General features: G+C 69.8%; 26 protein-coding genes. 7 read left to right on the plus strand and 19 right to left on the minus strand.

Features of this window, described 5'->3' with window-relative positions; translation table 11 throughout:
* The first annotated feature begins 3 nt into the window (after positions 1 to 3).
* The gene (locus ACG02S_RS09730) at positions 4 to 1317 is read left to right on the plus strand and encodes a THUMP domain-containing class I SAM-dependent RNA methyltransferase (RefSeq protein WP_394470256.1); all 1314 of its coding nucleotides are present in this window, start codon (positions 4 to 6) and stop codon (positions 1315 to 1317) included.
* On the opposite strand, the gene ACG02S_RS09735 is transcribed toward ACG02S_RS09730, so the two are convergent.
* From ACG02S_RS09735 to ACG02S_RS09765, 7 genes are all read right to left on the minus strand, one after another.
* Positions 1293 to 2462: an MFS transporter gene (locus tag ACG02S_RS09735; protein WP_394470257.1), complete on the minus strand. Its 1170-nt coding sequence runs from the start codon at positions 2460 to 2462 to the stop codon at positions 1293 to 1295. The genes ACG02S_RS09730 and ACG02S_RS09735 overlap by 25 nt on opposite strands.
* Positions 2459 to 3169, minus strand: coding sequence for a 16S rRNA (uracil(1498)-N(3))-methyltransferase (locus ACG02S_RS09740; RefSeq protein ID WP_394470258.1), 711 nt, complete (start codon positions 3167 to 3169; stop codon positions 2459 to 2461). Before ACG02S_RS09740 ends, ACG02S_RS09735 begins: the two co-directional genes overlap by 4 nt.
* A gap of 49 nt (positions 3170 to 3218) precedes the next feature.
* Positions 3219 to 3740 (minus strand): hypothetical protein, encoded by a 522-nt coding sequence (locus ACG02S_RS09745; protein ID WP_394470259.1) that lies wholly within the window; start codon positions 3738 to 3740, stop codon positions 3219 to 3221.
* Positions 3741 to 3803: 63 nt separating this feature from the next.
* On the minus strand, positions 3804 to 5477 hold the full coding sequence (locus tag ACG02S_RS09750; RefSeq protein ID WP_394470260.1) for a long-chain-fatty-acid--CoA ligase: 1674 nt from the start codon (positions 5475 to 5477) through the stop codon (positions 3804 to 3806).
* 102 nt (positions 5478 to 5579) lie between these two features.
* Entirely contained in the window at positions 5580 to 7001 is a 1422-nt protein-coding gene (locus ACG02S_RS09755; RefSeq protein ID WP_394470261.1) for an NAD(P)(+) transhydrogenase (Re/Si-specific) subunit beta, read from the minus strand.
* Complete coding sequence (locus ACG02S_RS09760) at positions 6998 to 7327, minus strand: NAD(P) transhydrogenase subunit alpha part 2 (RefSeq protein ID WP_394470262.1); 330 nt, start codon at positions 7325 to 7327, stop codon at positions 6998 to 7000. Before ACG02S_RS09760 ends, ACG02S_RS09755 begins: the two co-directional genes overlap by 4 nt.
* A 2-nt stretch (positions 7328 to 7329) precedes the next feature.
* Positions 7330 to 8445, minus strand: coding sequence for a Re/Si-specific NAD(P)(+) transhydrogenase subunit alpha (locus ACG02S_RS09765; RefSeq protein ID WP_394470263.1), 1116 nt, complete (start codon positions 8443 to 8445; stop codon positions 7330 to 7332).
* Positions 8446 to 8528: 83 nt separating this feature from the next.
* Between ACG02S_RS09765 and ACG02S_RS09770 the strand changes: the two genes are divergently transcribed.
* From ACG02S_RS09770 to ACG02S_RS09790, 5 genes are read left to right on the plus strand one after another with little or no spacing between them, the layout of a single operon-like run.
* Entirely contained in the window at positions 8529 to 9026 is a 498-nt protein-coding gene (locus tag ACG02S_RS09770) for an NUDIX hydrolase (RefSeq protein WP_394470264.1), read from the plus strand.
* A 12-nt stretch (positions 9027 to 9038) separates the two neighbouring features.
* Positions 9039 to 9743 carry a 2OG-Fe(II) oxygenase gene (locus tag ACG02S_RS09775; protein ID WP_394470265.1) on the plus strand — a complete coding sequence of 235 codons (705 nt, stop codon included), beginning with the start codon at positions 9039 to 9041 and terminating at the stop codon, positions 9741 to 9743.
* A gap of 25 nt (positions 9744 to 9768) precedes the next feature.
* A complete protein-coding gene (gene mnmA, locus ACG02S_RS09780) occupies positions 9769 to 10887 on the plus strand; it encodes a tRNA 2-thiouridine(34) synthase MnmA (RefSeq protein WP_394470266.1) in 1119 nt (372 codons plus the stop codon).
* 37 nt (positions 10888 to 10924) lie between these two features.
* On the plus strand, positions 10925 to 12145 hold the full coding sequence (locus ACG02S_RS09785; RefSeq protein WP_394470267.1) for a sensor histidine kinase: 1221 nt from the start codon (positions 10925 to 10927) through the stop codon (positions 12143 to 12145).
* Positions 12127 to 12801 (plus strand): response regulator transcription factor, encoded by a 675-nt coding sequence (locus tag ACG02S_RS09790; RefSeq protein ID WP_394470268.1) that lies wholly within the window; start codon positions 12127 to 12129, stop codon positions 12799 to 12801. Before ACG02S_RS09785 ends, ACG02S_RS09790 begins: the two co-directional genes overlap by 19 nt.
* Here ACG02S_RS09790 and ACG02S_RS09795 read toward each other — a convergent pair.
* A complete protein-coding gene (locus ACG02S_RS09795) occupies positions 12779 to 13282 on the minus strand; it encodes a CAP domain-containing protein (protein ID WP_394470269.1) in 504 nt (167 codons plus the stop codon). The genes ACG02S_RS09790 and ACG02S_RS09795 overlap by 23 nt on opposite strands.
* 51 nt (positions 13283 to 13333) lie before the next feature.
* Here ACG02S_RS09795 and ACG02S_RS09800 point away from each other — a divergent pair, with 51 nt between their 5' ends.
* Entirely contained in the window at positions 13334 to 13756 is a 423-nt protein-coding gene (locus ACG02S_RS09800) for a hypothetical protein (protein ID WP_394470270.1), read from the plus strand.
* Between the two features lie 79 nt (positions 13757 to 13835).
* Here the strand turns inward: ACG02S_RS09800 and ACG02S_RS09805 are convergent, their stop codons facing one another.
* The 11 genes from ACG02S_RS09805 to ACG02S_RS09855 form a co-directional block, all read right to left on the minus strand.
* Positions 13836 to 17102: a S8 family peptidase gene (locus ACG02S_RS09805; RefSeq protein ID WP_394470271.1), complete on the minus strand. Its 3267-nt coding sequence runs from the start codon at positions 17100 to 17102 to the stop codon at positions 13836 to 13838.
* A 25-nt stretch (positions 17103 to 17127) separates the two neighbouring features.
* Positions 17128 to 17847, minus strand: coding sequence for an NF038120 family PEP-CTERM protein (locus ACG02S_RS09810; protein ID WP_394470272.1), 720 nt, complete (start codon positions 17845 to 17847; stop codon positions 17128 to 17130).
* Positions 17848 to 18136: 289 nt separating this feature from the next.
* The gene (locus ACG02S_RS09815) at positions 18137 to 18661 is read right to left on the minus strand and encodes a type II secretion system protein (RefSeq protein ID WP_394470273.1); all 525 of its coding nucleotides are present in this window, start codon (positions 18659 to 18661) and stop codon (positions 18137 to 18139) included.
* Positions 18661 to 19050, minus strand: coding sequence for a type II secretion system protein (locus ACG02S_RS09820; RefSeq protein ID WP_394470274.1), 390 nt, complete (start codon positions 19048 to 19050; stop codon positions 18661 to 18663). Before ACG02S_RS09820 ends, ACG02S_RS09815 begins: the two co-directional genes overlap by 1 nt.
* Positions 19050 to 19604, minus strand: a complete 555-nt coding sequence (locus ACG02S_RS09825) for a type II secretion system protein (protein ID WP_394470275.1) — start codon at positions 19602 to 19604, stop codon at positions 19050 to 19052. Before ACG02S_RS09825 ends, ACG02S_RS09820 begins: the two co-directional genes overlap by 1 nt.
* Positions 19601 to 21802 (minus strand): secretin N-terminal domain-containing protein, encoded by a 2202-nt coding sequence (locus ACG02S_RS09830; protein WP_394470276.1) that lies wholly within the window; start codon positions 21800 to 21802, stop codon positions 19601 to 19603. Before ACG02S_RS09830 ends, ACG02S_RS09825 begins: the two co-directional genes overlap by 4 nt.
* Positions 21799 to 22317, minus strand: a complete 519-nt coding sequence (locus ACG02S_RS09835) for a hypothetical protein (RefSeq protein WP_394470277.1) — start codon at positions 22315 to 22317, stop codon at positions 21799 to 21801. Before ACG02S_RS09835 ends, ACG02S_RS09830 begins: the two co-directional genes overlap by 4 nt.
* Positions 22314 to 22826 (minus strand): GspMb/PilO family protein, encoded by a 513-nt coding sequence (locus ACG02S_RS09840; RefSeq protein WP_394470278.1) that lies wholly within the window; start codon positions 22824 to 22826, stop codon positions 22314 to 22316. Before ACG02S_RS09840 ends, ACG02S_RS09835 begins: the two co-directional genes overlap by 4 nt.
* Positions 22823 to 23929 (minus strand): hypothetical protein, encoded by a 1107-nt coding sequence (locus ACG02S_RS09845; RefSeq protein ID WP_394470279.1) that lies wholly within the window; start codon positions 23927 to 23929, stop codon positions 22823 to 22825. The genes ACG02S_RS09840 and ACG02S_RS09845 overlap by 4 nt, the downstream gene beginning before the upstream one ends.
* Complete coding sequence (locus ACG02S_RS09850) at positions 23910 to 25421, minus strand: GspE/PulE family protein (protein ID WP_394470280.1); 1512 nt, start codon at positions 25419 to 25421, stop codon at positions 23910 to 23912. The genes ACG02S_RS09845 and ACG02S_RS09850 overlap by 20 nt, the downstream gene beginning before the upstream one ends.
* Entirely contained in the window at positions 25418 to 26611 is a 1194-nt protein-coding gene (locus ACG02S_RS09855; RefSeq protein ID WP_394470281.1) for a type II secretion system F family protein, read from the minus strand. Before ACG02S_RS09855 ends, ACG02S_RS09850 begins: the two co-directional genes overlap by 4 nt.
* Between the last annotated feature and the right edge of the window lie 39 nt (positions 26612 to 26650).

A 26650-nucleotide genomic window follows, 5' to 3' on the forward strand; every position in this document is an offset into this window, starting at 1 on the left:
TTTATGGCCGGCGACAATCGCGCGGTGAGCCTGCCCAACAAGTTATCCCTTTTCGTGTCCTGCCCCGGTGGCGTCGAACCGCTGCTGGAGGAGGAGCTCAAACGCTTCCTGCCGCCCGGCGTACGCAGCAAGGTGGAACCGCTGCGCGGCGGCTGCGGCCTGGTCGGCGGGCTGGAAGACGTGATGCGCATCAACCTTGAGAGCCGGCTCGCGCAGCGCGTGCTCATCGAGCTGATCGAAGGGCCCTACCGCCACGAGGAGGACCTGTACGCGCTGGCCCGCCGCGTCGACTGGCGCGACTGGATCACGCCGCGCGAGACCATCCGCGTCGACACCATCGCGCAGCGCTCGCCGCTGAAGAGCCTGAACTTCACGACGCTGCGCATCAAGGACGCGATCTGCGACCAGCTGCGCGAATTCACCGGCGAGCGCCCCAGCGTGGACACGCACTCGCCCGACCTGCCCGTGCTGCTGCACGTCGGCCCCGAGCGCGCGGCCCTGTACGTCGACACCTCCGGCGAGCCGCTGTTCAAGCGCGGCTGGCGTGTCGACAAGGGCGATGCGCCGCTGAAGGAGACGCTGGCTGCCGCGATGCTGGCCGCTGCTGGCTGGCGCGGTGACAGCGCGCTGCACGACCCCTGCTGCGGCTCCGGCACCATCCCCATCGAAGCCGCGCTGATTGCCTGCGACTCCGCGCCCGGCCTGCTGCGCCGCTTCGCGTTCGAGCGGCAGATCCCTTTCTCCACGCCCGCGCTGAAGGCCGCCTGGGGCGAGATGGCGCAGGCGGCCCGCGCACGCATCCACCCGCCCGCCGTGCCCATCTACGCCAGCGACGTGGCCTTCCGCATGGTCGACTTCGCGCGCCGCAACGCCGAGCGGGCGGGCGTGGCCCAGTACATCCAGTTCAACGGCGGCGATGCGCTGGAGCGCCCGGCGCCGCAGCTGCCCGACGGCATGCCCGGCAGCATCGTCATGAACCCGCCCTACGGCGAGCGCATCGAGGTGCGCGGCAAGGCGGCCATGTCACGTGACGCACGCGGTTCCGAGGAATTGGACGCGGGTGACGACTTCTTCCCGCGCCTGGCCGCGCACTGGAAGCGCCAGTACACCGAGAACCCGGCCGGCTGGACCGCCTGGATGCTGAGTCCGGACATGAAACTGCCCAGCAAGATGCGGCTGAAGGAGGCGCGCCGCGTGCCGATGTGGAACGGCCCGATCGAATGCCGGCTGTTCCGTTTCGACCTCATCAAGGGCTCGGCGCGCAAACCGGCGGGCGACGCGCAGGCTGAAATTCAGGCCGACGACGGGGCGCGCTGACGCACCGCGAGGAACACCAGCGCCACCGCGCACAGCGCGATGGGCACCAGGCTGGCCAGGTTCATCCACTGCCAGCCGCCCGTCGTCACCAGCGCGCCGGACGAGAACGAGGTCAGCGTCATCACCGTGTAGACGCCTGTGTCCATCAGGCCTTGCGCGCGCGTCTTCTCCTCGGGGCGATAAGCCTGCGTGAACAGCGTCGTGCCGCCGATGTAGAGGAAGTTCCAGCCCACCCCCAGCAACAGCAGCGCGCCGAGGAAGTGGTCGCGGTCCTGCCCTGACAGCGCAAACGCCACGCAGCCGACGTTCAGCGCCACGCCCATCCACAGCACGGGCTGCACGCCGATGCGCTTGATCAGCGGCCCGGTGAAGAAGCTGGGCACGAACATGCCCAGCACATGCCACTGCAGCACCAGGCCGGCGTCCGAGAATGGCAGGCCGCACTGGCCCATCGCGATGGGCGTGGCGGCCATCAACAGGCTCATGACGCCGTAACCGAGCGCACTGGCGGCCATGGCGACGAGGAAGACGGGCTGACGCACCAGCGCGGCACCCGAGCGGCCGCCCGCACCAGCCGCCGGCCGGGGCAGCGGCGGGAAGTCGATCAGCGAGATCAGCCCCAGGCCCACCACGGCGATCACGATCAGCAGCAGGTACGCGCCGGCGAACGGCGCCGTCAGCAGGTTCTGGCTTTCGCGCGCCAGCAGCGGCCCGAGGAAAGCACCCAGACAACCGCCGCCCAGCACCCAGGAGATGGCGGCCTCACGCCTGGCCGGCGCGACAACCTCAGTCGCGGCGAAGCGGTACAAAGCTGCGTTGGCGCTGTAGTACCCGCCCAGCAGCGTCGCCGCGACGACGCCCCAGAACTGCTGGTGAAGCACGCTCCACAGCGCCATCGCGGAGCTGGCGATGGCCACCAGCAGGCCGATCTGGAAACCGAGCCGCCGGCCGAAGCGCAGCTGGTGCCGCCCCACCAGTCGCGCGGTCAGCGCGCCGCCGGCCACGTAGGCGCAGATGGGCAGCGTGGCCATCCACGCCTGCGGCGCGAGCGCCAGGCCGACCAGTCCGTTGATGGCGATCAGGCAGACGTTGTTGGTCAGGAACAGGCCCTGGGCCAGCACCAGCAGCGCGAGCTTGCGGTTCACGCCAGCGCGATCCAGGAAAGCACGGCCAGCGGCGCCGTGTCGGCGCGCAGGATGCGCGGGCCCAGGCTGATCGCCGCGAAGCCGCGGGCGCGCGCCGCGTCCTCCTCGGCCTCGCTGAGGCCGCCCTCGGGGCCGCTGAGGAACAGCGCCCGCTGCTGCGGGAACGCCGCGAGCGGCTGCGCGGCACGCGGGCTCAGCAGGCCACGCCACTCGTCGTAGGCCGCCGGCAGCGCTCCCAGCCAGGTCGACAGCGGCAGCACGGGCTCGATGCGCGTCGGCACCGTGCGGCCACTCTGCTCGGCCGCCGCGATGGCCACGCCCTGCCAGTGCGTGCGCTTCTTGTCGGCCCGCTCGCCGCTCAAGCGCAGCACGGAGCGCTCAGCCACCAGCGGCTGCAGTGCCACGGCGCCCAGCTCGGTTGCCTTCTCGACGAGGAAGTCCATGCGATCGTTGGCCGGCATCACGACGGCCAGCGTCACCGCGCAGCGCAGTTCGCGCTGCGGCTGCGCGGCGTGCAGCAGGTTCACGCGCACCTCGCTGCGGCCCATCGCCGTGACCTCGGCCTGCCATTCGGGGCCGCTGCCGTCGAACAGCGTCAGCGCGTCGCCCGGTTGCAGGCGAAGCACCTGCACGTGGCGGGCCGCACCGGGCGGCAAGGCAAGTTCACCGGGCGCGGCGAGTGGGGTGTCGACGTAGAAGCGGGGCAAGGCGGACGGACGTGGCAAACGTGGCGGACGGGTCCGCCAGTGTCACCGATCAGCGCAGGCCCAGCCCCAGCGCGAAGCGCACCGCCGCAGCCGCTTCGTCGCCCTTGGCCTTCTGCACGCGCTCGACCAGGTTCTGTGCCAGCGTCTGCAGGGCCGGCAGGCTGTCGGCCTTCTCGACTTCAAGCGCGAACAGGTAGCCCTTCATCGTGCCCAACAGTCGTGGCGCTTCACCGCTGAGGTAGCTGTACAGCGCCGCGCGGTCGTTCAGCAGCGCCGGCGCCGGGGCGGGCGCCGTCGCAGGCGCAGCGGCAGGCGGGACCGGTGACGCAGCCGCCGATGCCGCCGGCGCGGGCGCCAGACCTGCCGAGCCTTGCGGAGCAATCAGCCCGTGCTCACGCAGCGCCTGCAGGTCCTCCGGCGTGGCGCCTGTCACCAGGCGCAGCCATTCACCCAGCGGCTTGCTCGCGTCCAGCACGAGCAGCAGGTTGCGCGCCGCGCGCGACAGCGGCAGCGCCCGCGCCCGGATTTCGGCGCGGCCGGCCTCGGTCTTGGAATGCAGCAGTTCAAGCACGGTATTGACGGTCACATCCTGGAACGATCACCGCCTGCGTGCGGTCACGGAGAAGGCCGGTCATCAGGCCTTGTCCCGCAGTTCGCGTCGCAGGATCTTGCCCACCGGCGTCTTGGGCAGGTCGGTACGGAATTCGACGACTCGGGGGCGTTTGTAGCCCGTCAGGTTGGCTTCGCAGTAAGCCCGCACATCGGCCTCGCTCAGATTCGGGTCTTTCTTCACGATGACGACCTTCACCGCCTCGCCAGCCTTCGCATCGGGCACGCCCACGGCCGCGCATTCGAGTACGCCGGGCATCTGCGTCAGCACGTCCTCGACCTCGTTCGGATACACATTGAAACCGCTGACGAGGATCATGTCCTTCTTGCGATCAACGATCTTGAAGTAACCGCGTTCGTCGACGGTGCCGATGTCGCCGCTGCGGAAGAAACCGTCGGCCGTCATGACCTTGGCCGTCTCGTCGGGGCGCTGCCAGTAGCCGGCCATGACCTGCGGGCCCCTGATGGCGATCTCGCCGGGCTGGCCCGCGGGCACCTCGTTGCCATCGTCGTCCAGAAGCTTCAGCTCGGTCAGCGGCAGCGGCAGGCCGATGGTGCCGCTGTAGGCCGTGCTGTCGGTGGGGTTGCAGGTGGCGGTGGGTGAGGTCTCGGACAGGCCGTAGCCCTCGACAATGGGGCAGCCCGTCTTCTCCAACCACAGCTTGGCCGTCGCCTGCAGCACGGCCATGCCGCCGCCCACCGAGATGACCAGCTTGCTCCAGTCCACCGAGTTGAAGTCGGGGTGGTTGGCCATCGCCATGAACAGCGTGTTGACCGCCGGGAAGCTGTGGAAGCTGTGGCCCTTCAGCTCTTTGAACATGGCCGGCAGGTCGCGCGGATTCGGGATCAGCACGTTGGCGCCGCCCATGTGCATGGACAGCATCATGTTCGCGTTGAAGCCGAAGATGTGATACAGCGGCAGCGCGCAGATGGTGACGATCTGCTCGCCCTTCGGGATCTTCTTCAGCGCCGGCTGGTACCAGGCCTCGTTCTGCAGGATGTTGGCGACCAGGTTGCGGTGCAGCAGCACCGCACCCTTGGACACGCCGGTGGTGCCGCCGGTGTACTGCAGCACGGCGATGTCGTCAGGGCCCAGCTTGGGCGCCTTGTAGCTCTTGCCGCGGCCCTGGGACAGCGCGTCGTTGAAGCGCACGGCGCCGGGCAGCTCGAACGCCGGCACCATCTTGCGCACGTTGCGCACCACGTAGTTGACGATGCTGCCCTTCAGCAGGCCCAGCATGTCGCCCATGGCGGCCAGGACGACGTGCTTGGTCGGCACGTTCTGGATAACCTGCTGCAGCACCGAGGCAAAGTTCTCGATGATGATGATGACCTTGGCGCCCGAGTCCTTCAGCTGGTGTTCCAGCTCACGCGGGGTGTACAGCGGATTCACGTTGACGACCACATAGCCCGCGCGCAACACGGCCGCAACGGCCACCGGGTACTGGAACAGGTTGGGCATCATCAGCGCGACGCGATCGCCCTTCTCCAGCCCCAGTCCCTGCAGATAGGCGGCCAGCGCGCGCGAGGCTTCATCGACCTGGGCGAAGCTGATGCTCTTGCCCATCATCAGGTAGGCGGCCTTGTCGCCATGCTTCTTGAAGCCGGTGTCGAGCAGGTCGACGAGGCTGGGGTAGACGGACGTGTCGACGTCGCGCGGCACCTCGGCCGGGTATTGCTTCAGCCAGATCGGCTCCATGCCCTTGTCTCCTTTAGATGGGGGTGATTCTGACCCATCGCTGACAGTGCACCGATCAGGGGATTCGATAGCGCGCCCCAGCCGAGCGCACCGCCGCGGGGATCAGTCCACCGCCTTCAGCATGTCCTCCACCACCTTCTTTGCATCGCCGAACACCATCATGGTCTTGTCCATGTAGAACAGCTCGTTGTCCAGGCCCGCGTAGCCGGCGGCCATGGAGCGCTTGTTGACGATGATGGTCTTGGCCTTGTAGGCCTCAAGAATGGGCATGCCGTAGATGGCGCTGCCCTTCACATGCGCGGCCGGGTTCACGACGTCGTTGGCGCCCAGGATGATGGCCACGTCGACCTGACCGAACTCGCCGTTGATGTCCTCCATCTCGAAGACCTGGTCGTAAGGCACCTCGGCCTCGGCCAGCAGCACGTTCATGTGGCCGGGCATGCGGCCGGCCACCGGGTGGATGGCGTACTTGACGGTGATGCCCTTCTCAGTGAGCTTGGCGGCCAGTTCCTTCACGGCATGCTGGGCGCGCGCCACGGCCAGGCCGTAGCCCGGCACGATGACAACGCTCTCGGCGTTGCCGATCACGAAGGCCGCGTCGTCGGCGCTGCCGCTCTTGACGTTGCGCTGCGCGCCACCACCCGACGCCGCGGTCGCGGCATCGCCGCCGAACCCGCCCAGGATGACGCTGAAGAACGAGCGGTTCATCGCCTTGCACATGATGTAGCTCAGGATCGCGCCCGAGCTGCCCACCAGCGAGCCGGCAATGATGAGCATGCTGTTGTTCAGTGAAAAGCCGATGCCCGCCGCCGCCCAGCCGGAGTAGCTGTTCAGCATGGACACCACCACCGGCATGTCAGCGCCGCCGATGGGGATGATCAGCGTCACGCCCAGCACGAAGCCCAGCGCGACGACGATCCAGAAGTCCATCTGGCTCTGGCTGTGCCAGAAGCCGAACACGAAGAAGGCTGCCGCCAGGCCCAGCATGGCGTTCAGCGCATGCTGGCCCTTGAACTGCACCGGCGCGCCCTGGAACAACCGGAACTTGCTGCCGCCGGACAGCTTGCCCCAGGCGATGACGGAGCCGGTAAAGGTAACCGCGCCGATGAAGGCGCCCAGCGCCAACTCGATGCGGTTGCCGCCCGGGATGTCGCCGCCTTTGACGGTGATCTGGAACGCCCAGGGCTCATAGGCCGCCGCCGCCGCGATGGCAACCGCCGCCAGGCCGATCATGCTGTGGAAGAAGGCGACCAGCTCGGGCATCTTGGTCATCTCGACCGTCTTCGCCTTCCACGCGCCGAAGCCGCCGCCGACGACCAGGCCCAGCAGCACCCAGCCCAGGCCCGCGGCGGAGTCGGCCAGCTTGACGATGAGCGCGGCCGTCGTGAACGCGGCGATGGCCATGCCCACCATGCCAAACAGATTGCCGCGGATCGACGTCGTCGGGTGCGACAAGCCCTTCAGTGCCTGGATGAAGCAGACGCTGGCGAGCAGGTACAACAGCGTGACCAGGTTCATGCTCATGACTTGCCCTCCGCCGATCCAGAAACGGTGGCCTTCTTTTCCTTCGTCTTGAACATCTCCAGCATCCGCCGCGTGACGAGGAAGCCGCCGAAGATGTTCACCGCCGCCAGGGCGACCGCCAGCACGCCCATGCCCTTGGCCAACGGCGTCTCGGTCAACGCCGCCGCCAGCATGGCGCCGACGATGACGATGGCCGAGATTGCGTTCGTCACCGCCATCAGCGGCGTGTGCAGCGCGGGTGTCACCGTCCAGACGACGTGGTAGCCCACGTAGATGGCCAGCACGAAGATGATGAGATTGATGATGGTGTGGTCGACGATTTCCATGCTCAGCTCCGTGTGACCTGGCCGTCTTGCGTGACGCGGCAGGCCGCGACGATGTCGTCATCCAGCGGCACGGTGAACGTGCCTTCCTTGGTGATGACGAGCTTCAGGAAGTCCAGCACGTTGCGCGCGTAGAGCGCGGACGCGTCGGCCGCCACCAGCGCCGGCAGGTTGGTCTCGCCGACCAGGGTCACGCCGTGCTTCACGACCGTCTTGCCGGCCTCCGTCAGCGGGCAGTTGCCGCCCGCTGGCGCCGCGATGTCGACGATGACCGAACCCGGCTTCATGGCCTTGACCATGTCCTCGGTGACCAGCACCGGCGCCGCGCGGCCAGGAATCAGCGCGGTCGTGATGACGATGTCTGCCGCGGCCACGCGCTTGGCCACCTCCACCTTCTGCCGCTCCAGCCAGCTGGGCGGCATGGGCCGCGCATAGCCGCCCACGCCCTCGGCCGCTTCCTTTTCCTCGGCCGTCTCGTAAGGCACCTCGATGAACTTGGCGCCCAGCGACTCGACCTGCTCTTTCACCGAGGGCCGCACGTCGCTGGCCTCGATGACGGCGCCCAGCCGCTTCGCCGTCGCAATGGCCTGCAGGCCCGCCACGCCGACGCCCAGGATGACCACGCGCGCTGCCTTCACGGTGCCGGCGGCCGTCATCAGCATGGGGAAGAAGCGCTGGTACTTGTCGGCCGCGATCATCACGGCCTTGTAGCCGGCGATGTTGGCCTGGCTGCTCAGCACGTCCATGCTCTGCGCCCGCGTCGTGCGCGGCGCGGCTTCGAGCGAGAAGCTGGTCAGACCGGCAGCCGCGATGGCGTTCAGGCCGTCGCGGTCAAACGGGTTCAACATGCCGACCAGCGCGCCACCCGGCTTCATCAGCGCCAGCTCGTCGGCGCCGGGTGCACGCACCTTCAGCACCAGCTCGCTGGCCAGCGCTGCGGCCTGGTCGACGATCTCGCAGCCCACGGCCTCGTAGGCCGCGTCGGTGACGCTGGCCGCCACGCCCGCGCCCGATTCGATGCGAAGCGCGTGCCCGGCGGCCTTCAGCTTCTTGGCCGTCTCGGGCGTGACGGCCACGCGGGTCTCACCAGCCGCGCGTTCGCGCGGGACACCTATCTGCATGCGCTCCTCCAGAGGGCAGGGGTTGCGCGGCAGCTTACACAATGCATGCCTCAGCCCCGTGCGGGAATTCGAGAGGAAGAAGCATGTCCGCCACAGAACGATTCCGCCCCAGCGTCACCGTGGCCGCGGTGGTGGCGCGCGAGGGCCGCTATCTGCTGGTCGAGGAGGAGACGGCCGAGGGCCTGATGCTGAACAACCCCGCGGGCCATGTGGAGCTGGGCGAGGGGCCGATCGAGGCCGTCGTGCGCGAGGCGCTGGAAGAGACTGCGCGCCACTTCGTGCCCGAGGCCTTCCTGGGGGTCTATCTCGCGCGCTTCCTGCGGCCGGCGCGCTCCGAGGATGTCACCTACGTCCGGCTGGCCTTCACCGGCTCGGTGGGCGAGCAGATCGCCGGCCGCGCGCTGGACGACGGCATCCGCCGCACGCTGTGGCTGACCGAGTCCGAACTGGCCGCCTGCGCAGACCGCCACCGCAGCCCGCTGGTGCTGCAATGCGTGCGCGACCACGCGGCCGGGCGGCGGCTGCCGCTGCAGGCGGTGTTCGCGCATGGGTCGCTGCAGGCTCCGCTGACAAAGGGCTGAGAATCCCGCGCCATGGTGACAAGTTCCGACTTCATCGAGGTCTATGACCAGGCCCTGACTCCCGAGGCGTGTAAGGCGCTGATCGAACGCTTCCAGGCCAGCAAGCACGTGCAGCGCGGCGAGACCGGCAGCGGTGTGGACGTCAGCATGAAGGACAGCTGGGACATCGCCATCAGCCGCCATCCCGAGTGGGCGGATGCCTGCACGCAGCTCAACCAAACGGTCATCGCCGGCTTCAAGCACTACCTGCGCCGCTATGCGCACCTCGCGCTGGCGCCGTTGAAACTGCAGATGAACCAGCCCGACGGCAGCACCGCGCTGCTGGACGCCGACGGTGTTGCCGCCCTGGACGACGATCACCTGATGGGACTGATCGCCAAGGTCTTCCGTCCCGGCGCGATCAACCTGCAGCGCTACCTGGCGGACCAGGGCGGCTACCCTTACTGGCACTGCGAGCAGTACCCCCGGCTCGACCAGGGCGAGGCGCTGCACCGCGCCGTGCTGTGGACGGTCTACCTGAACGATGACTTCGAGGCGGGCGAGACCGAGTTTCTTTACCAGGGCCGCAGGATTGCGCCTCGCACCGGCAGCCTGTTGATCGCGCCAGGCGGCTTCACGCACACGCACCGCGGCAACCGTCCACGGGGCGGCGACAAGTACATCGCCACCAGCTGGGTTCTATACCAGCGCGCAGAAAGCCTGTTCGGGCGGGGTTGAAGGGCGCTTTGGGACAATCGGGCCCATGAGTTCCCTGAAAACGCTCCGTGTCGTCGTCGGCCTGTCCGGCGGCGTCGACTCGGCCGTCACCGCCCATCTGCTGAAGCAGCAAGGCCACGAAGTCGTCGCCATCTTCATGAAGAACTGGGAGGACGACGACAACGACGAGTACTGCTCCACGCGGCAGGACTTCCTGGACGCGGCGTCGGTCGCCGACGTGCTGGGCATCGAGATCGAGCACGTCAACTTCGCGGCCGAATACAAGGACCGCGTTTTCGCCGAGTTCCTGCGCGAGTACCAGGCCGGCCGCACGCCCAACCCCGACGTGCTGTGCAACGCCGAGATCAAGTTCAAGGCCTTCCTGGACCACGCGATGCGGCTGGGCGCCGAGAAGATCGCGACCGGTCACTACGCCCGCGTGCGTGAGGTCGACGGCGAGTTCCAACTGCTGAAGGGGCTGGACCCGCTGAAGGACCAGAGCTACTTCCTGCACCGGCTGAGCCAGGCGCAGATCAGCAAGGCGATGTTCCCGGTGGGGCATCTGCCCAAGACCGAGGTGCGCCGCATCGCGGACGAGATCGGCCTGCCGAACGCGAAGAAGAAGGACTCGACCGGCATCTGCTTCATCGGCGAACGGCCGTTCCGCGAGTTCCTGAACCAGTACCTGTCGCATCAGCCCGGCCCCATCAAGGACGAGCGCGGCCGCAAGCTGGGCGAGCACGTGGGCCTGTCGTTCTACACGCTGGGACAGCGCCAGGGCCTGGGCATCGGCGGCTTGAAGGACAAGGGCGCTGCGCGCGGTGGCGGCGAGCACGAACCCTGGTTCGTCGCGGCCAAGGACATCGAGCGCAACACGCTGATCGCCGTGCAAGGCCACGACCACCCGCTGCTGCTGAGCCCCGCGCTGGTGGCGGACGACCTGAGCTGGGTCGCCGGCCGACCGCCCGTGACCGGCATGGCGGCGGCCAAGACGCGCTACCGCCAGGCCGATGCGCCGTGTAGCGTGGCCTTCGACGCCCAAGGCCGGCTGGCGCTGCGCTTCCCCGACCCGCAATGGGCCGTCACCCCGGGCCAAAGCGCCGTGGTCTACGACGGCGACGTGTGCCTGGGAGGCGGCGTCATCGCCGCGGCGCTGCCGGCCTGACCTGAACGGGCGCTGGCGCGCATCACAATGCGCGCCCATGAATCGTTTCGACCGCCTGCTGGCCCGCCTCGCCGAACCTGGCGTGGTGCTGCGGCTGGCCGCGCTGGTGGTCTGCGCGATGGAGCTGGTCAGCGCCGGCGCGGCGCTGCTGGGCGCCCGCACCGAGCCGTATGACGGCCTGGTCGCCTGGGTCTGGCGCGCGGCCGGCGGCAGCGCCAGCGACCGCGGCCTGCTGCTGGTCTGCGTCGCGCTGCTGCTGAGCTTCGTCGCGCTGATCTGGCGGCTGGCCAGCCAGGGCTCGCAGGGTGTGGCCGTGAACCGGCGCCTGGCCTGGCTGTTGCTGGTGGATCTGCTGGCCTTCGGCGTGACACCCGCCCTGCCCTTCCTCGTCACCGCGCTGGCCGCCGTGCTGCTGCCGGCGCGCATGGCGCTGGGCTTCGGTTTCGCGCAGGTGCTGCTGAACACCGGCATCTACGCCGCGCCGCAGGCCACCGCGTGGCTCGATCAGCTGGGGCTCTTGTCATCCATGGTGGCACTGCACGGCCTTGCCTTCGGACTGGGCCGCATGGCCGCTGCCGAGGCCGAGAAGCGCCGCTGGCTGCAGGCCGTGCTGGCCGAGCAGATGGCCGGCGAGCACCTGCTGGCCGAGCAGATGCGCTACAGCGAACGCATGGAGATCGCGCGCGAACTGCACGACCTGATGGGCCACCACCTGACCGCGCTGAACCTGCAGCTGCAACTGGGCAACGCGCTGCTGGCCCGCGCCGATGCCGGCGGCGCCGGGCAGGCGCTGGACCGCGCGCAGCACGTCGCCGCGCAGCTGCTGGCCGACGTGCGCGAGTCCGTCTCGCAGCAGCGCAGCTCGCAGCGCATCGACTTGTCGGCCGCACTTCACGCACTCGCCGAGGGCATCGCCAGCACGCGCATCGCACTGACGCTGGACAACGCCGCGCGCGACCTCGGACCGCGCGCCGCGCATGCGCTGCTGCGCTGCGTGCAGGAAGCCGTCACCAACAGCGTGCGACACGCCGGCGCACGCCGCGTGCACGTGGAACTGCGCGGCGAGGGCGACGATGTCTGCGTCAGCATCGACGATGATGGGCGGGGCGCGCCGGGGTGGCAGCCGGGCCGGGCCGAGCGCTTTGGCAACGGTTTGTCGGGCATGGCCGAGCGCATGACCGAACTGGGGGGGCAGATGCGCGTGACGCGCACCAGCCCGGGCTTTCGAATCGAGCTGAGATGTCCGCGATGGGTGTGATCAAGATCCTGCTGGTCGAAGACCAGCAACTGGTGCGCGAAGGCCTGAAGGGCCTGCTGGCGCTGCACGATGACCTGCAAGTGGTGGGCGAGGCCAACGACGGCGCCGAGGCGCTGGAATGGCTGACCGCCATCTCGTCCGGCGACCGGGCCGACGACATGCCCGACGTGATCCTGTCCGATATGCGCATGCCGCGGCTGGACGGCATCGGGCTGATCCGCGCACTCGCCGCCCGCGCGCTGCGCCTGCCGGTCGTGCTGCTGACCACCTTCGACGACACCGCCGCCTTCGACGAGGCCGCGCGCGCCGGGGCCAAAGGGTTCCTGCTGAAGGCCATCCGCCCCGAGACGCTGGCGCAGGCGCTGCGCGACGTGCACGCTGGAGGCACCGCGCTGCGGCCGTCCCTGACAACGCGCATGGAGGCCAAGGGCGGCGAACGCGCATTCACCGCAGCCGACCATCCCGACCCGCTGTCGCCGAAGGAACTGCAGGTGCTGCGCCTGGTGGCCAGTGGCCGCAGCAACACCGAGATCGCGGCCCTGCTGGGCAACAGCGAGGGCGTCATCAAGAACCACTGCTCGGCCATCTTCTCCAAGATGGGCGTGCGCGACCGCACGCAGGCGGTGCTGCGCGCTATCGACCTGGGGTGGATCTGAGTGCTGCCGGCGCGGCGAGCTCAAGCACCCAGTAGCGCTGCAGCTTGCCCGGCCCGCTGACGCAGGCCAGGCCGACCTCCTCGAAATCGGCCGCCATCAGGTTCTCGCAATGTGCCGGGCTGGTCAGCCACTGCGCCAGCGCTTCGTCCAGCGTCTCCGGGCCGCCGGCCAAGTTCTCGCCCGCCACACGCATCACGTAGCCGGCCTCGCGCAGCCGGGCGCGCAGCGATGCGCCCCCTGCCCCAGAATGGTCGAGCCGATCGCGGGCGGCGAGTTCGCCGGCGTAGCGCCACGTCGACGCAGCCAGCAACGGCTGCCAGCGCAGCGCCTGGACGGCGGGCCAGAGGATCTCGCCGCACCACTGCGGTTTCGCCCGCAATGCGTTCAGCGCACGCAGGGCGGACTCGGGGTCGGGCTGGCAACTGCCGTTGGCCAGCGCCGGGGCAGCCAGCGCGCACATCAGCAAGGGCAGCAAACGCATGGAAGCATCCTAGTTGTTGCCAAGCCCGCCGCACCCGCCGACCATCCGCCCATGAAACCTCACCACCTGCTTGCCCTGCTCGTGGCCTCGGCTGCCCTGAGCAGCTGTGCCCAGACGCCTACGGCGCCCTCTGCCCCTGCGGCGTCCACCGCCGCGCCGCCAGCGGCCCGTCTCGCCCGCGAGATGCAAGCCCTCATCGGACCCGCGGCCTGCACGTCAGACTCGCAGTGCCACACCGTCGCGGTGGGTGCCAAGGCCTGCGGCGGCCCCGGCGGCTACTGGGCGTGGTCCAGCGTCGCCACCGACGAGGCGCGCGTGCGCGAGCTGGCCCAGCGGCAGTCGCAGGCGGAGGCAGCAGAGATCGCGCGCTCCGGCATGATGTCCAACTGCGCCGTCGTGAACGATCCCGGCGCCCGCTGCGAAGCACGCCGCTGCGTGCTGCGCGAGGCTGCGGCGGCCAACGCGGCGCGCTGAGGGGCAGACCCCAGCAACGATCGAACCACAAAAAAGGGCGATGCGCTCGCGCGCATCGCCCTTGCGGACGAGTTCCGTTTTACTCCGACAGCGCGGCGCCCTTGCCGACCGTGATCGAGGCAGCCGCCACCGGCAGCGCGCCTGGCTCGACAGCGATCGTCGTGCTCGCACCGGCCGCGTTGCCGCCGACGGTGTACGACGCCATGCCGAAGTAGCGTTGGCCCGGGGTCAGGTTGGACCAGCTCATGCCCGCCGACGCGGTGCGACCGGCGTAGGCCCGGCTGGGCAGCGCCACGGTGAAATTGCCGACCGTGTCATTCGGGGCCACCACCCACTGGTGCAGCTTGTGCGCGGTCGACGTGGCGCCAGCCGCATTCTGATAAGCGATCACGCAGACGCGATAGGTGCCCGCGGCCGGGGTGCTCAGTTGCACCCATTCGTCGCTGCCCGAGTTGCCGCTGAGCGCCAGCGCCGTGCCGGCGCTGTTGACCAGCAGCAGATCCAGGTCGTCGTACTGGCCCGCGGCATAGCCCGAGGTGTCCTGCGAGTAGATGGCAAAGCGCGCCACCATCGTGCCTGCAGGCACCACCACGTCGGTGCGGGTGACAGCACCGGTGTTGGCGCCGGGCGTGGCCGCATTGCAGGCCGCAGTGACCGCTGCGGTCGAGCCTTGGTTGATGCCGGTGGTGGTGCGGCTGGACACCGTGGACGCCTTGAAGCCCTTGATCGCCCCCATGGCGCCGTCGAAGCCGGTGCCGAGCGGGAAGACCTTATTGCCCGTGACGGCCGCGCTGCTCAGCGCCGCGGGGGCGGTCAGCAGGTTGGCGCGGGCAACCAGAGGACTGCGCACGAGGTGCGTGCCGTCGTTGAGCACGACTTGACCGAAGTTCCAGGCGTTGTTCGTCGCGGTCGTACGGGTCAGCTTGACCTGGAAGGCCTTGGTCTCGCCCGGCGCCAGCGTCAGCGAGCTCGGGATCACCTCGGCGTTGAAGCCCGGGATGGTCGCCGTCCCGGTGTAGGTGGACGGCACGCCGGACACGTTGGTCACCTTGCGGTTGAAGACGTGCGTGCCAAGCACGGAGGAAACGTGATAGCTCGGCAGGTTCAGGTCCGTAGCGGTGAGCGAGCCGGTGGTCGCGCAGTTGATGGCCGGTTGCAGCGTGCCAGGCCCGGCCACGCCGGCCGCGCCGACGCCGCACAGGAACTTGTTGTAGTCCTGCGTCGTGATGTCGTAGACCAGGCCCGGGTTGGCTGCGCCGTTGGGCTGCACGAAGCCTGCACCCTGCCCCCAGGGCAGTGCGCCCTGCTGGACGCCGGTCAGCGTGTTGAAGACGCTCTTGGTCGAGGTCATCATCGCGGAGCGGATCGCGGCGGGCGACCAGCTCGGGTACTTGTGCATCAGCAGCGCGGCGATGCCGGCGATGTGCGGGCTGGACATGGACGTGCCGGACAGCAGCGCGTAGTTCGGCCGGCCGACCTGGCCCGTGGCGATCATCGCGTCGTGCTCGGCAATCGTGTAGTCGGGGGTGTACGCCGCGAGGATGGCGGAGCCCGGCGCCGCGATGTCCGGCTTCAGCAGGTTCAGGTTGCCCTGATTGGGACCGCGCGAAGACGAGTCGCTCATAGCCGGAGCCGCGACCGTTGTGTCCTGGATGGCCTGCAGGTTGCCCAGCGAGGCCGTACCAGCAGGGTTGCTGGCGATGTACGACTTGATCACGTCGCCGTTGGCGGTGGTCACGTGCACGGTGGAGAGGGTGTGCGCCTGATTGATGATCGTGTTGGCGAATGCAGGCACGTTGGCGATGACCACGCCTGCAGCGCCGGCCGCCTTGGCGTTAGCGCTCTTGTTGACCAGCACGTTGTTGCCGCGGTCGCAGACGACGATCTTGCCAGCCACTTTGGCCGGGTCGAGCAGGGCCTTCGTGGTCCAACTGATGACGCCGACGCCGGGCTGGTTGATGGCCGCGTTCGCATCAGCTGTGCCGAAGCACTGGGCCAGCAGGCTGGTATCGCCCGCGGACAGGCCGGACACGCCGGCGTCCACTGCGCGGATCAGCGGCGCGGAGGCGGTGCCGGGGTTGGACGAGGCACCCGCCACCGTGGTGCCGTTGCCCAGCACCACATCGCCGGTGAACAGGCGGTCGTGCGTGGCGTTGCCCACCGTCGTCATCCACGGCGCCAAGTGGGCCACCGTGTTGCCGGGGCCGCTGTTGCCGGCCGAGGAGGCGACGAAGATGCCGGCGTCGACTGCGGCCTTGAAGGCGACGTCGGTGGTGTCAGCGATGTTGGTCGTGGAGCCGCTGATCGAGTAGTTCAGCACGTTCACGCCGTCATGGATGGCCCATTCGATGGCCTTGATGGCGTCGGAGCCGTAACAACCGTTCTGGTAGTTGGGCCAGCGCGGATCCGGCACGGTGGTGGCCGGGTTGCTGCGCGTGAAGCAGATCTTGTAGACAGCCAGTCGGGCGCGCGGCGCCATGCCCGAGATGCCGGGCACGGGCACTGTGCCGTTGTCCATGATGCTGGTGACGTTGCCGTTGCCGCCGGCCGTGGAGGCCGTGTGCGTGCCATGGCCGCCGTTGTCGCGCGGCGACAGGAACTCGGCCGGGTGCAGCGACTGGCCCGACAGCGCGATCTGCTGCAGGAAGGTCGTGCCGATGAAGCGTGCGCCGATCAGCTTGTTGTTGCAGTGATCGGCCGTGAAGGCGGGGCCAGTCTCGCAGGTGCCGTTCCAGCCCGCAGGGGGCGGACCATAGGCCAGGGTGCCCGACGCGTCGTGCGTGGCGCGGCCCTGCGCGTCCACTTTGTCGGCGAAGGAGGGGTTCTCTGGCCAGACGCCGCTGTCGATCACGCCGATGACAATGTCTTCGCCGGCGGCGGTCTGGCCGCCGAGCTGCGACCACAGGCCGCCAGGCGCGTTCAGGCCCAACATGGCCGGTGTGTAGTTCGTGTCCAGTTCGCGCGGCACGTCGGCCTCGATGTTGGCCACGGTCGGGTCGTTCTTCAGCTTGCGGACCTCGGCGTCGGTCAGCATCGCCGCGAAGCCGTTGAAGGCCAGCGTGTAGCGGTGCAGCACCGGGGCGCTGGACACGTCGGCCAGCACCTTGTCCTGACGCGACTCGATGTAGCTGATGTAGTTCTGGACGTTCTGCGCGCTGACATTCAGCCGCGAACCGGGCGCTGGCTTGGTGGCCGCGAGGCCGGCGACGCCGCCGCTGTAGGACGCGGTCGGCGCGTCCATCAGCTGGACGATGTAAGGGTTGCGGGCTTCCTGCGCCGCTGCGGCGGCAGTCATGCCGGCCAGCATGGCCATCACAGCCCATTGGGCCTGGGTACGCTTCATCATGGCGATTCCTTCGACGTTCGTGGCTTCAGACGTTGCGGCGGCGGCGAGCACCGGCGGCGGCCAGCAGGCCGAGGCCGACCAGCGCATAGCTGCCCGGCTCGGGGATCACCGCGATGTTGTCCAGGCCGAACTTGGCCAGGTTAAAGCTGGCGCCAGCCGTGCAGCTACCGGCGTCCCAGAGGCAGGCCGTGAAGGAGACCTCGGTGAAGGCCATGTCGGAGAAGGCCGAGCTGAAGTCGAAGTGGGCGAAGGCCGTGGTGCCGTCATTCAGCAAGCCGTCGAGAACAAAGGTCTCGGTCATCATGCCCGCGCCGGTGCCGCCGTTCACGATCAGCTGGCCGAGGCCGGGACCGAACAGGCTGCCATCCAGGAATTCGGCGATGAAGCCGGCGTCGAAGCCGGCCAGGCGGAAGCTGCCGCCGTCACCGCGCTCCATGCGCACGCTGCCGTCATTGAGTACGCCGTAGTAGCTGGAGCTGGCGCTCGGGCAGATCGACAGGGAACAGGCCGAGGAATCCGCCGGGGCCAGGCCGTTGATGGTGGCGCCTACGAAGCCGGCGCCGTTGGGGTCCACCGCCGAGAACTTGAAGCCCGTGTCGGTGAAGGTGTCTCCTCCAAAATAGACGCTGCCTGCGTTGGCCGGGTTTTCGAAACCGATGGCGATGGTCGCCGGAGCAGCCCAGACGCTGCCGCAGATGGCAGCGCTCGCGAGAGCCAACGCACCCTTGATCAAATACTTTTGCATATCAACTTTCGTGAGTTGCGATCATTGGATCGGCGCTTGTGTGGCCTTCCGTTGAAGACCGTACCGCTCCCCGCTTGATCGGCCACCGGGAGCCCGCCAACATCGTTTTCGAATCGTGCGAGTCCATCACCTGTGACTTTTCACACGACCAGGCGGCCGATTCTGTCGAGCCCTAGGCGACCTGAAATAGCGATTTCCCCGCCCATCCATTCGCGGGGGCGGCATGTCGGATTTCTCCCCACAGACGCGGCGAGGGGATTGCCGATAGCGCCGACTGCTGCTGTGCAGCTCAGGGCGCCGAAGCTGCCACAGGCGCTGAGGACGCTGCCGCCGGCCCGCCGGCTGCCCGAGCAACGAAGATCCAGTCGCTGGCCCGCTCCAACGGGGCGCCGTCGGCGGTGCGGGTGCGCAGCATCGACTGGTTCGAACGGCTGCGCACGCCTGCGAAGGCCGCAGCGTCGGGCGCGCCGGCGGGCGGCGGCAACTGCTCCCAGTCCGGCAGGCCAGTGAAGGGGTCGGCGTACAGCCGGCGCAGGTGGTGGCGCGTGACCGCCCCGCGCCGATCCTCCAGCAGGTCCTCCCAGCGCTTCGGGTAGGTCGCCGCGGCCCCGCCGCCAGCGCGCAGGTAGGACTCGATCGCAGCCGCGATTTCACCGCCACGGAAGGCCAGTTCCGCTTCCCGCTCGCGCTGTGCGCGCTGCAACCATGCGGTGCCCAGCGCCGCCAGGCCGGCGGCCGTCAGCGCCACCAAGAACAGCACGGCGAGATAGGTAAAGCCGCGCGCGGTGCGGCGGCTGGCAGGCGCGGCACGCATCACCAGTCGGCGTACAGCGTCCCATCGGCCGCCCGCCCGGCCGCACCGCTGCGCACGTCCCAGAGGTTGCCGCTGGTCTGCATGTCGCCCGGGGGCGGCAACTCCAGCCAGGTCTCGCGGCTGGCGGTCAGCGGGTCTTCCGGCACCTCGCGGATGTAGCGCGCGTCGGCCAGTTCCTGCAACGACTCGGGATAGCGCCCTTTGTCGGCAGCGAACTGGTCGATGGCGTCGCGCATCGTCGTCAGCGACGTGCGCAGCGCCGTCTCCTTGCCTTTCTGCAACGAGTTGAAATAGCGCGGGGCGACGATGGAGGCAAGCAGCGCCACGATGGCCATGACGACGATCAGCTCGATGAGGGTGAAGCCGCTGCTGCGGCGCAAGCGCCACATCACCAGTCCCTCAGCCGGCTGCCGTCCAGCGCCTTGCGCTCCGAGCGCGAGAACACGTCGAACACATCCTTGCCGGCGCGCGGATCGTCGGGCGGGCTGTCGTAGGCACGCAGGCCCCAGGTCTCGGCGGCGGGCAGATCGGCAGATGCGAACGGGTCGCGCGGCAACCGCCGCAGGAAGTAGAGCTTGCCGCCATTGGGCGATTTGGCATCCGCCACGCCGTCGACCAGCAGCTGCAGCCGCGCCGGGTAGCCGCTGTCCTCCGGGCTTAGCACGACATGGCCGGCCTCGGCGGCACGCTTATAGGCGTCCAGCGCGTCGCGCAGCGTGCGCAGGCCTTGGCGCAGCTCGTGCTCGCGTCCGCGCTGCACCGACAGTTCCAGCAACGGTCGCGCTGCGGAGGCGAGCACGCCCAGCAGGGCCAGCACGACCAGCATCTCGATCAGCGTGAAACCTCGCCCGTCGCGCCGCGAGTACACGGCGCGATCCCCCGGGGGGATGTCGCCAGGCTTGGGACGGCCCGGCGCCGGGCCTCGCCCACGCGCATGGTTCATGGCGACTTCACCGCGTCCACGGTGACCAGGCCGCTGCCATCCACGCGCACGGCCGCAGACTCGCCGTTGAGCCCCGCCGCCGTCAGGCCGATGACGCCGATGCTGAGCACCTGGCCGGCCGCCGAAGGCAGCGCGCGCAGCACCACCACACGCTCGCCGCGCGGCAGCAGCTCCACCGGGTAGCGGCCGGCCGTGGCGGTCGGCAGCGGCTGGGCCGGGGTCAGGCGGCTCGCGTCGTACTCCAGTTCGCCCTTCACGTTCAAGCCGCTGTCGTTCTTCAGCGCGATGGAGACGGTGCCCCCGGCGGGGATCTGCGGCGTGACGTCGAGCTTCAACGTGGCCTCGTCGGCGGGCGCCGCCGGCGCCGCCGCCGCTGCCGGTGCGACCGTCGCGCCCGCAGCCACCGCGCCACTCGGCCCCACACCCACCCGCGCCTCGCGCCGCAGCAGGCTGCTGTACGCGCCGGGGCTGGCATCCACGCCACTGGCCAGGCGCGTCAGCGACGCGTCCGGCACGGCCAGGTTGCGCACCACGCGCGGCGTGATCAGCAGCACGACCTCGGTCTTCAGCCGGGTGTCGGTCTGGGTGCCGAACAGCCGCCCCAGCATCGGGATGCGCGACAGCCCCGGGATGCCCGCGGCACTCTTGCGGTCCTCGTCATTGATGAGGCCGGCCAGCACCTGGGTCTCGCCATCGGCCAGGCGCAGCACCGTGGACGTGTTGCGCGTGCCGATCTCGTAGGCCGTCGTGCCGCCCGGGCCGGTGACCTGGCGGATCAGGTTGCTGACCTCCAGGCCCACCTTGATGACCACGTCGTTGTCGAGCTGGATGGTGGGCTCCACGTCCAGCTTCAGGCCGATGTCGAGGTAGCTGACCGACGCCGCCACCGACGTGGAGCCGGTAAAGTTGGTCGTCGTCGTGAACACCGGCAACTTCTGGCCAATGTGAACTTTGGCCTTGTCGCGGTTACGCACGCGGATCTTGGGGTTGGCCAGCAGGTTGGAGTTGCCGGCCGTGCCGCGGATGGTGGCAACCAGCGCAGGGTTGGCAATGCTGGCGCGGAAGGCGCCGCGCTCGTTCAGGAACACCTGGCCCGACACCTGCCCCACCACCTGGCCCAGGCCGTTCAGCGCCGGCAGGCCGTAGTTGACCGTCTCGGGCCACTGCACGCCCAGCGCGTCGACCTGGTCCGTGGCCAGCTCCATGACCTCCACCTCCAGCATGACCTCGGGCTCGGGCAGGTCTACAGACGCGATCAGCTTCTCGACGAAGCGCAGCACTTCGGGCGTGTCGCGAATGACCAGCAGGTTCAGGCGCTCGTCGATGTGGATGTCGCGCACCTTGGCGATGGTGCGCACCATCGCCTGCACCTGCTTCACGTCGGCGTTGGTCAGGTACAGCGTGCGGGTGATCAGCTCCTGGTGCTCGCGCTGCTTGGCGGCGGTGTTCGGGAAGATCAGCACCGAGCTGTCGTTCAGCAGCTTGCGGTCCAGCTGCTGCGTGCCCAGCACGACGCGCAAGGCCTCGTCCATCGTGACGCCGCGCAGGAACACCGTCACGCGCGCGTCGGCGCGCACGTCCTTGTCGAACACGAAGTTGATGTTGCTGCTGCGCGCCAGCGCCTCGAACACCTGGCGCAGCGGCGCGTCGCGGAACTCCAGCGTCACCGGCTTCTGAAAGTTGGGGCCCAGCTCGCCGACGGCCGACTCCAGCGGGCGCGACTGTGCGACCTGCGCGGCCAGCAGCCGCGCGCCGGGGTGCTGCGGGGCCTCGGCCAGGATCTCGCGTGCCACCGCGTCAGCCTGCGCGATGCGGCCAGCCTTCAGCGCGGCGCGGCCCGTGGCCAGCTGGGTCTCGTGGCGGCGGCCCCGGTCGATGTCCACCGTCAGCGCGGCCAGCCGCGGGTGGCGCGCATCGGCCAGCGCCAGCTGGCTCAACAGCGCCTGCGCCTCGTCCCAGCGGCCGGCACCGCGCAGCGCCTCGATCTGCAGGATCAGCCGCGCCGTCGCCTGCTCGCGGGCACGCACCTGGGCGGCGCGCAGCTGCGGGTCGGTGGGGTCCCGGGTGATGGCGTCGTCCAGCACGCGCAACGCCGCCGGCCACTGGTTGGTGCGCCCGAGGTCTTCGGCCTGGCGCAGCGCCGGGTTGGCGCAGGCGGCGAGCAGCAGGGCGCTGAGGAGGACGAAAAGCTGCTTCATGGCACTTGCTTGAAAACGATGTTCTGGGGGAGCTTGCCCGGCAGCCAGGTCAGGCCGACGCCCCCGGGGGTGACCTGCTCGACGCGCCACTGGCCGTCGATGACGTCGCCGCGCTTCACGCTGAGTGTGCGGTTGGGGCCGGCCAGCAGCGCAATCTCCACGGTCTGCCTGCCTTCACCTTCGACGAGGCGACCGATCATCTGGTAGGGCGGCGGCGGTGCGGACGGCGGCGCCGGAGCGACGGCGACGACCGGAGCTGGCGGCGGCGCTGGCGGGGGCGGTGGCGGCTGCCAGGCGGACAGCTGCTCGGCCGAGGCCTCGGCCCATGGCTGGCGGACCGCGGTCTGCGAGGAAGGGCCTGATGACGCCGCCGACCCCGCAACAGGTTTGCGAACGGGTTGGACCACGTCGACCGGCACGTCGCCCTCGCCGGGCTGCGTCGCGAACCAGACGGTTGCGGCCAGCGTCGCAGCGAGCGCGACGGCGAGGGCGATCTGGCGGGCCGGCAGCGTCATGGCGCGGCCCTGCCGTGCAGCGACCATTGCAGTTCGGCGTCGACGTCGGCGCTGACGGGGCTGGCGCGGCGCAGCTTGACGGCGTCCAGGCTCAGCGCCGGGTCGTGCGCCAGCGCGGCGGCGATGAAACGGCGGATCTGAGCGTAGTTGCCGGTCAGCGGCATGCTGACGCGCAACCGCTCCAGGCCGTCGCCGCTGGCCAGCCGGTGCTCGGTGCGGGCACCGTTCAGGTCCAGCCGTATCGCCAACTCCAGCAGGTCGGCCAGCCGCTGCTGGCGCGTCGCCGCGGTGGGCAGCGCGGCCTGCCATTGCTGCACGCTGACCGGCGCGGCCGTAGCGGCAGCGGGCCGGGCCTTGGCACGCAAGGCCTGCGCCTCGGCCTGCAGCGCGGCGGCCTGTGCGTCCCAGCGCTGGCCCGCAAGCACGGCCAGCACCGCCAGGCCCAGCGCTGCCAGGCCTGCGACACCGGGCCAGCCGAGCGCTTTCCAGATTGCCTGCAACCTCGTCATGAGCCGCCTCCGGTCGGCACCCGCGCGCTGATCTCGAAGCGCTGGCCGGCCAGGCCCGGTTCGGCCGCCGAGAAGCGTGACAGCACGACCTGACCCCAGCCGGGCGTGCCGCCCAGCTGCTCGGCCAGCTGCAGCGCCAGGCCCTTGTCGGGCGTCAGCCCTTCCAGGCGCAGCTCGCCGCGGCCTGCGCTGGCGTCCAGACCCAGCCAGGCGATGGACTTCGCGTTGGCGCCGGTGGTCTCGACGCGCGTCAGCAGCGGCTCCCAGGGCATGGCCAGCATCGCGCGCGCTTCGGTGGCGCCGCGGTTCTCGGCCGGCTGCGCGGCGCGGCGTGGTTGGGGCTTGGGGGCCGGCCGCAGCTGCGCAACGCGGTCGCGCGCGGCCTGGGCGGTGTCCAGCGCACGGTGGCTGTCGGCCGCACTCCACGCGGCCGTGGCCAGCACCAGCGCGCCGGTGGCGGCCAGCGGCCAGGCCAGCGGCGAGCGCGCGCTGCGCGGCAGGAAGTCCGGCTGCGGCGTCGCCGGGCCGGGTTGCGGCGTCAGGTCGCTGTCGGGCGTGCCGATGGCCAGCGGCACGTCGCCCCCGAGGTCAGCCAAAGTGTTCACGCGCCGTGACTGCAGCGCCGTCACGCGGCCCCGGTCGAGCTGGACGACGACGGCCACCTCACCTTCGTGCCACACCGCGCGGCCCGATCCAGCGCGCGTCGCTGCCGGCAGCGACGCCAGCCACACCGCCCAGGCCGGCCGCACGGCCGCGACGTGCACGCGCTCCGATCGCAGCGCCGCCAGGTCCATGCCATGCAGCGCCGACGCACCGGCTGCATCACCCGACTTCCACGGCGCGATGGCGAAGCGCTGCGCGGTGGCGCCGAAGTAGTGGGCGAACTGCTGCTGCGCGTAGGCCTGCACGGCGTCCAGGTCGGCCAGCGGCAGGCCGGGCTCCACCGCCAACTCGTGAAGTGCCCGTGCAGACACGACCAGCTCCACGGCCGAGCCGGGATGGTCGTTGCACCAGGCCGCGAACTCGTCGCCGCCCGGCGTGATGAACACGCGCCTCGGCTTGGCCAGCCGCGACTTCAACCGCTCACTCATCGAGCGTGACACGTTCCAGCTCCTCGAAAGTGGTCTCGCCGCGGCACACCGCCGCCAGCGCCATGTCGCGCAGCGACTTCATGCCGCGCGCCTTGGCTGCGGCCTTGATCTCGGACATCGGCGCCCGCGCCGCGATCAGGTCGCGCAGGCCGTCGTCCAGCTTCAGAAGCTCGGCCACCGCACGCCGGCCCTTGTAGCCGGTGCCGCGGCAGTGGCCGCAGCCCTCGCCTTTCAAGAACTGACCATCCACGACGCCATGACGCGCAAGAGTCGCGGGATCCGGCGTGAACGGCTGCGCGCACTGCTTGCACGTCAGCCGCACCAGCCGCTGCGCCAGCACGGCATTCAACGCCGACACGACGTTGTACAGATCCAGCCCCATGTGCATGAAGCGGCCGATCACGTCGAACGCGTTGTTGGCATGCACGGTGCTGAACACCAGGTGGCCGGTCAACGCGGCCTGCACGGCGATCTGCGCGGTCTCCGCGTCGCGGATCTCGCCGACCATCACGCGGTCGGGGTCGTGGCGCAGGATGGAGCGCAGGCCGCGCGAGAAGGTCAGGCCCTTCTTCTCGTTGACGGGGATCTGCACCACCCCGCTGAGCTGGTACTCCACCGGGTCTTCGATGGTGATGATCTTGTCGGCGCCCGTGTGGATTTCGGCCAGCGTCGCGTACAGCGTGGTCGTCTTGCCGGAGCCGGTCGGGCCGGTCACCAGCAGCATGCCGTGCGGCTGGCGCGCCTGGTGGCGGATGGCGGCGCGCTCGTCGTCGCCGAAGCCCAGCGAGTCGAGCGTCAGCGACCCGGCACGCGCGATGGCGGCACGGTCCAGGATGCGGATGACCGCGTCCTCGCCGAACACGCTGGGCATCACGCTGAGACGGAAGTCGATCTCGCGGCCCTGCACGCGCAGCTTGAAGCGGCCATCCTGCGGCAGCCGGCGCTCGCCGATGTCCAGCTCGGCCATCACCTTCAGCCGCGACACAAGTTGCTCGGCCACCGGCGGGCCATCGACCTGGCGCACCAGCGCCATAACGCCATCGACGCGGAAGCGGATCACCGCGCCGCGCGACGTGCATTCGATGTGGATGTCCGACGCCGCGTCTTGCAGCGCGTCGTAGATCGTCGCGTTCAGCAGGCGCACGACGGGACTGGCCTGCTCGCTGAGCGCCAGCGCGGACAGCTCCTCGGTGTGATCCTCGACGGCGGTCAGCGCTTCTTCCACATCAGACAGCGCGCGGAAGTCCGCCTCGCCGGCGCCAAGGAAATGCGTCACCGCGTCGGCCGACGCACGCTGCCAGCCGACCGGCGCGTTCAGCCGCGCCTCGACGCTCTGCAGCAGCATCGCGTCCTCGTCGCGCTCTGCCAGCAGCACGCGCTTGTCATTGGCGCCCACAGCCAGCACCGCCCGCCAGCGCTGCGCCTGGGCCTGCGGCCATTGCTCGAAGTCGAGATGCCAGGGACCTTGCTCAGCCGGCAGCCAATCGTGCAGCGTCGTCGTCACTGGACCTGCTCCACCAGCTGAAAGATCGGCAGGTACATCAGCACGATGATCCCGCCGATGAGCACGCCCATGATCAGCATCAGCGCCGGGTTCACGAGACGCGACAGCAGGTCGGTCAGCCGCGCGGCTTCCTCATCGTGGAAGGCCGCGGCGCGCTCCAACATGGCCGCCACCTCGCCGCTGCGCTCGCCCACGCGCAGCATGCGGCGCGCAACCGGCGTGGCCAGGTCTTGCGCATCGAACGCGGTGGACAGGCGCTCGCCGCGCTCGATCTGCGCCGCCGCCGCCTGCACGGCGGCTCGCCACGGTGCGGCCACCACGTCGACGACGATCCTCAGCGCCGCCAGCGCCGGCACGCCCGAGGCGAGCAGCATGGCCAGTGACCGGTACAGCCGCGCCAGCGCCAGCACGCGCAGCCGCGGGCCCAGGCCCGGCAGCGTCCACAGCGCGGCCTGCAGCCGCTGGCGCACGGCGGGCTGGCGGAACAGCGCAAACACACCGAAGGCGACCGCCGCCAGACCGCCCACCACCCCGCCCGGATGCGCGCCCGCGGTCTGGCCGAACTCGATCAGCACGCGCGAGGCCCACGGCAGCTCGGCGCTGGTCTGCTCCAGGATGCCGGAAAAGCGCGGCAGCACGTACAGCAGCAAGAACAGGATGACCGCGCCGCCCACACCCAGCAGCATCAGCGGGTACACCAGCGCGGCCACCAGCCGCGAGCGCAGCGCGTCGACCCAGGCCAGGTAGCGCGCGTGCTGGGCCAGCGCGGTCGACAACTGTCCGGTGCGCTCGTTGGCCGCGACGATGGCGACGATCAACTCGTCGAACGCCTGCGGTTGCTGGCGCAGCGCCGCTGACAGCGGCTGGCCCTGCTCGATCTGCGCGACCACGCCGTCCAGCGCCGCGCGCACGCCGGTCTGGGCTTCCTTCTCGCGCAGCGTCTGCAAAGCCTCCAGCAGCGCGATGCCGGCATCCAGCAGTACGGCCAGCTCCTGGCTGAACAGCTGCAGCGGGAAGCGCGCGTTGCGGCGCCACGGGCGCATCGGCTTGCGCTCGGCGACCTCGCGCACCTCCAGCACGTGCTGCGGCGCTACGCCCAGCACGGCGGCGACGGCGGCGCGGTCGGGCGCATCCACGCGCTCGCTGCTGACGGCGCCAGCGCGCAACACCCGCGTTTGAAAAACAGGCACGGTCAGCGCCGCCCGGCCGCCCGAAGGCGCTGGCCCGCC

This window comes from Pelomonas dachongensis, assembly GCF_043555865.1.
GTDB classification, from domain to species: domain Bacteria; phylum Pseudomonadota; class Gammaproteobacteria; order Burkholderiales; family Burkholderiaceae_C; genus Pelomonas; species Pelomonas dachongensis.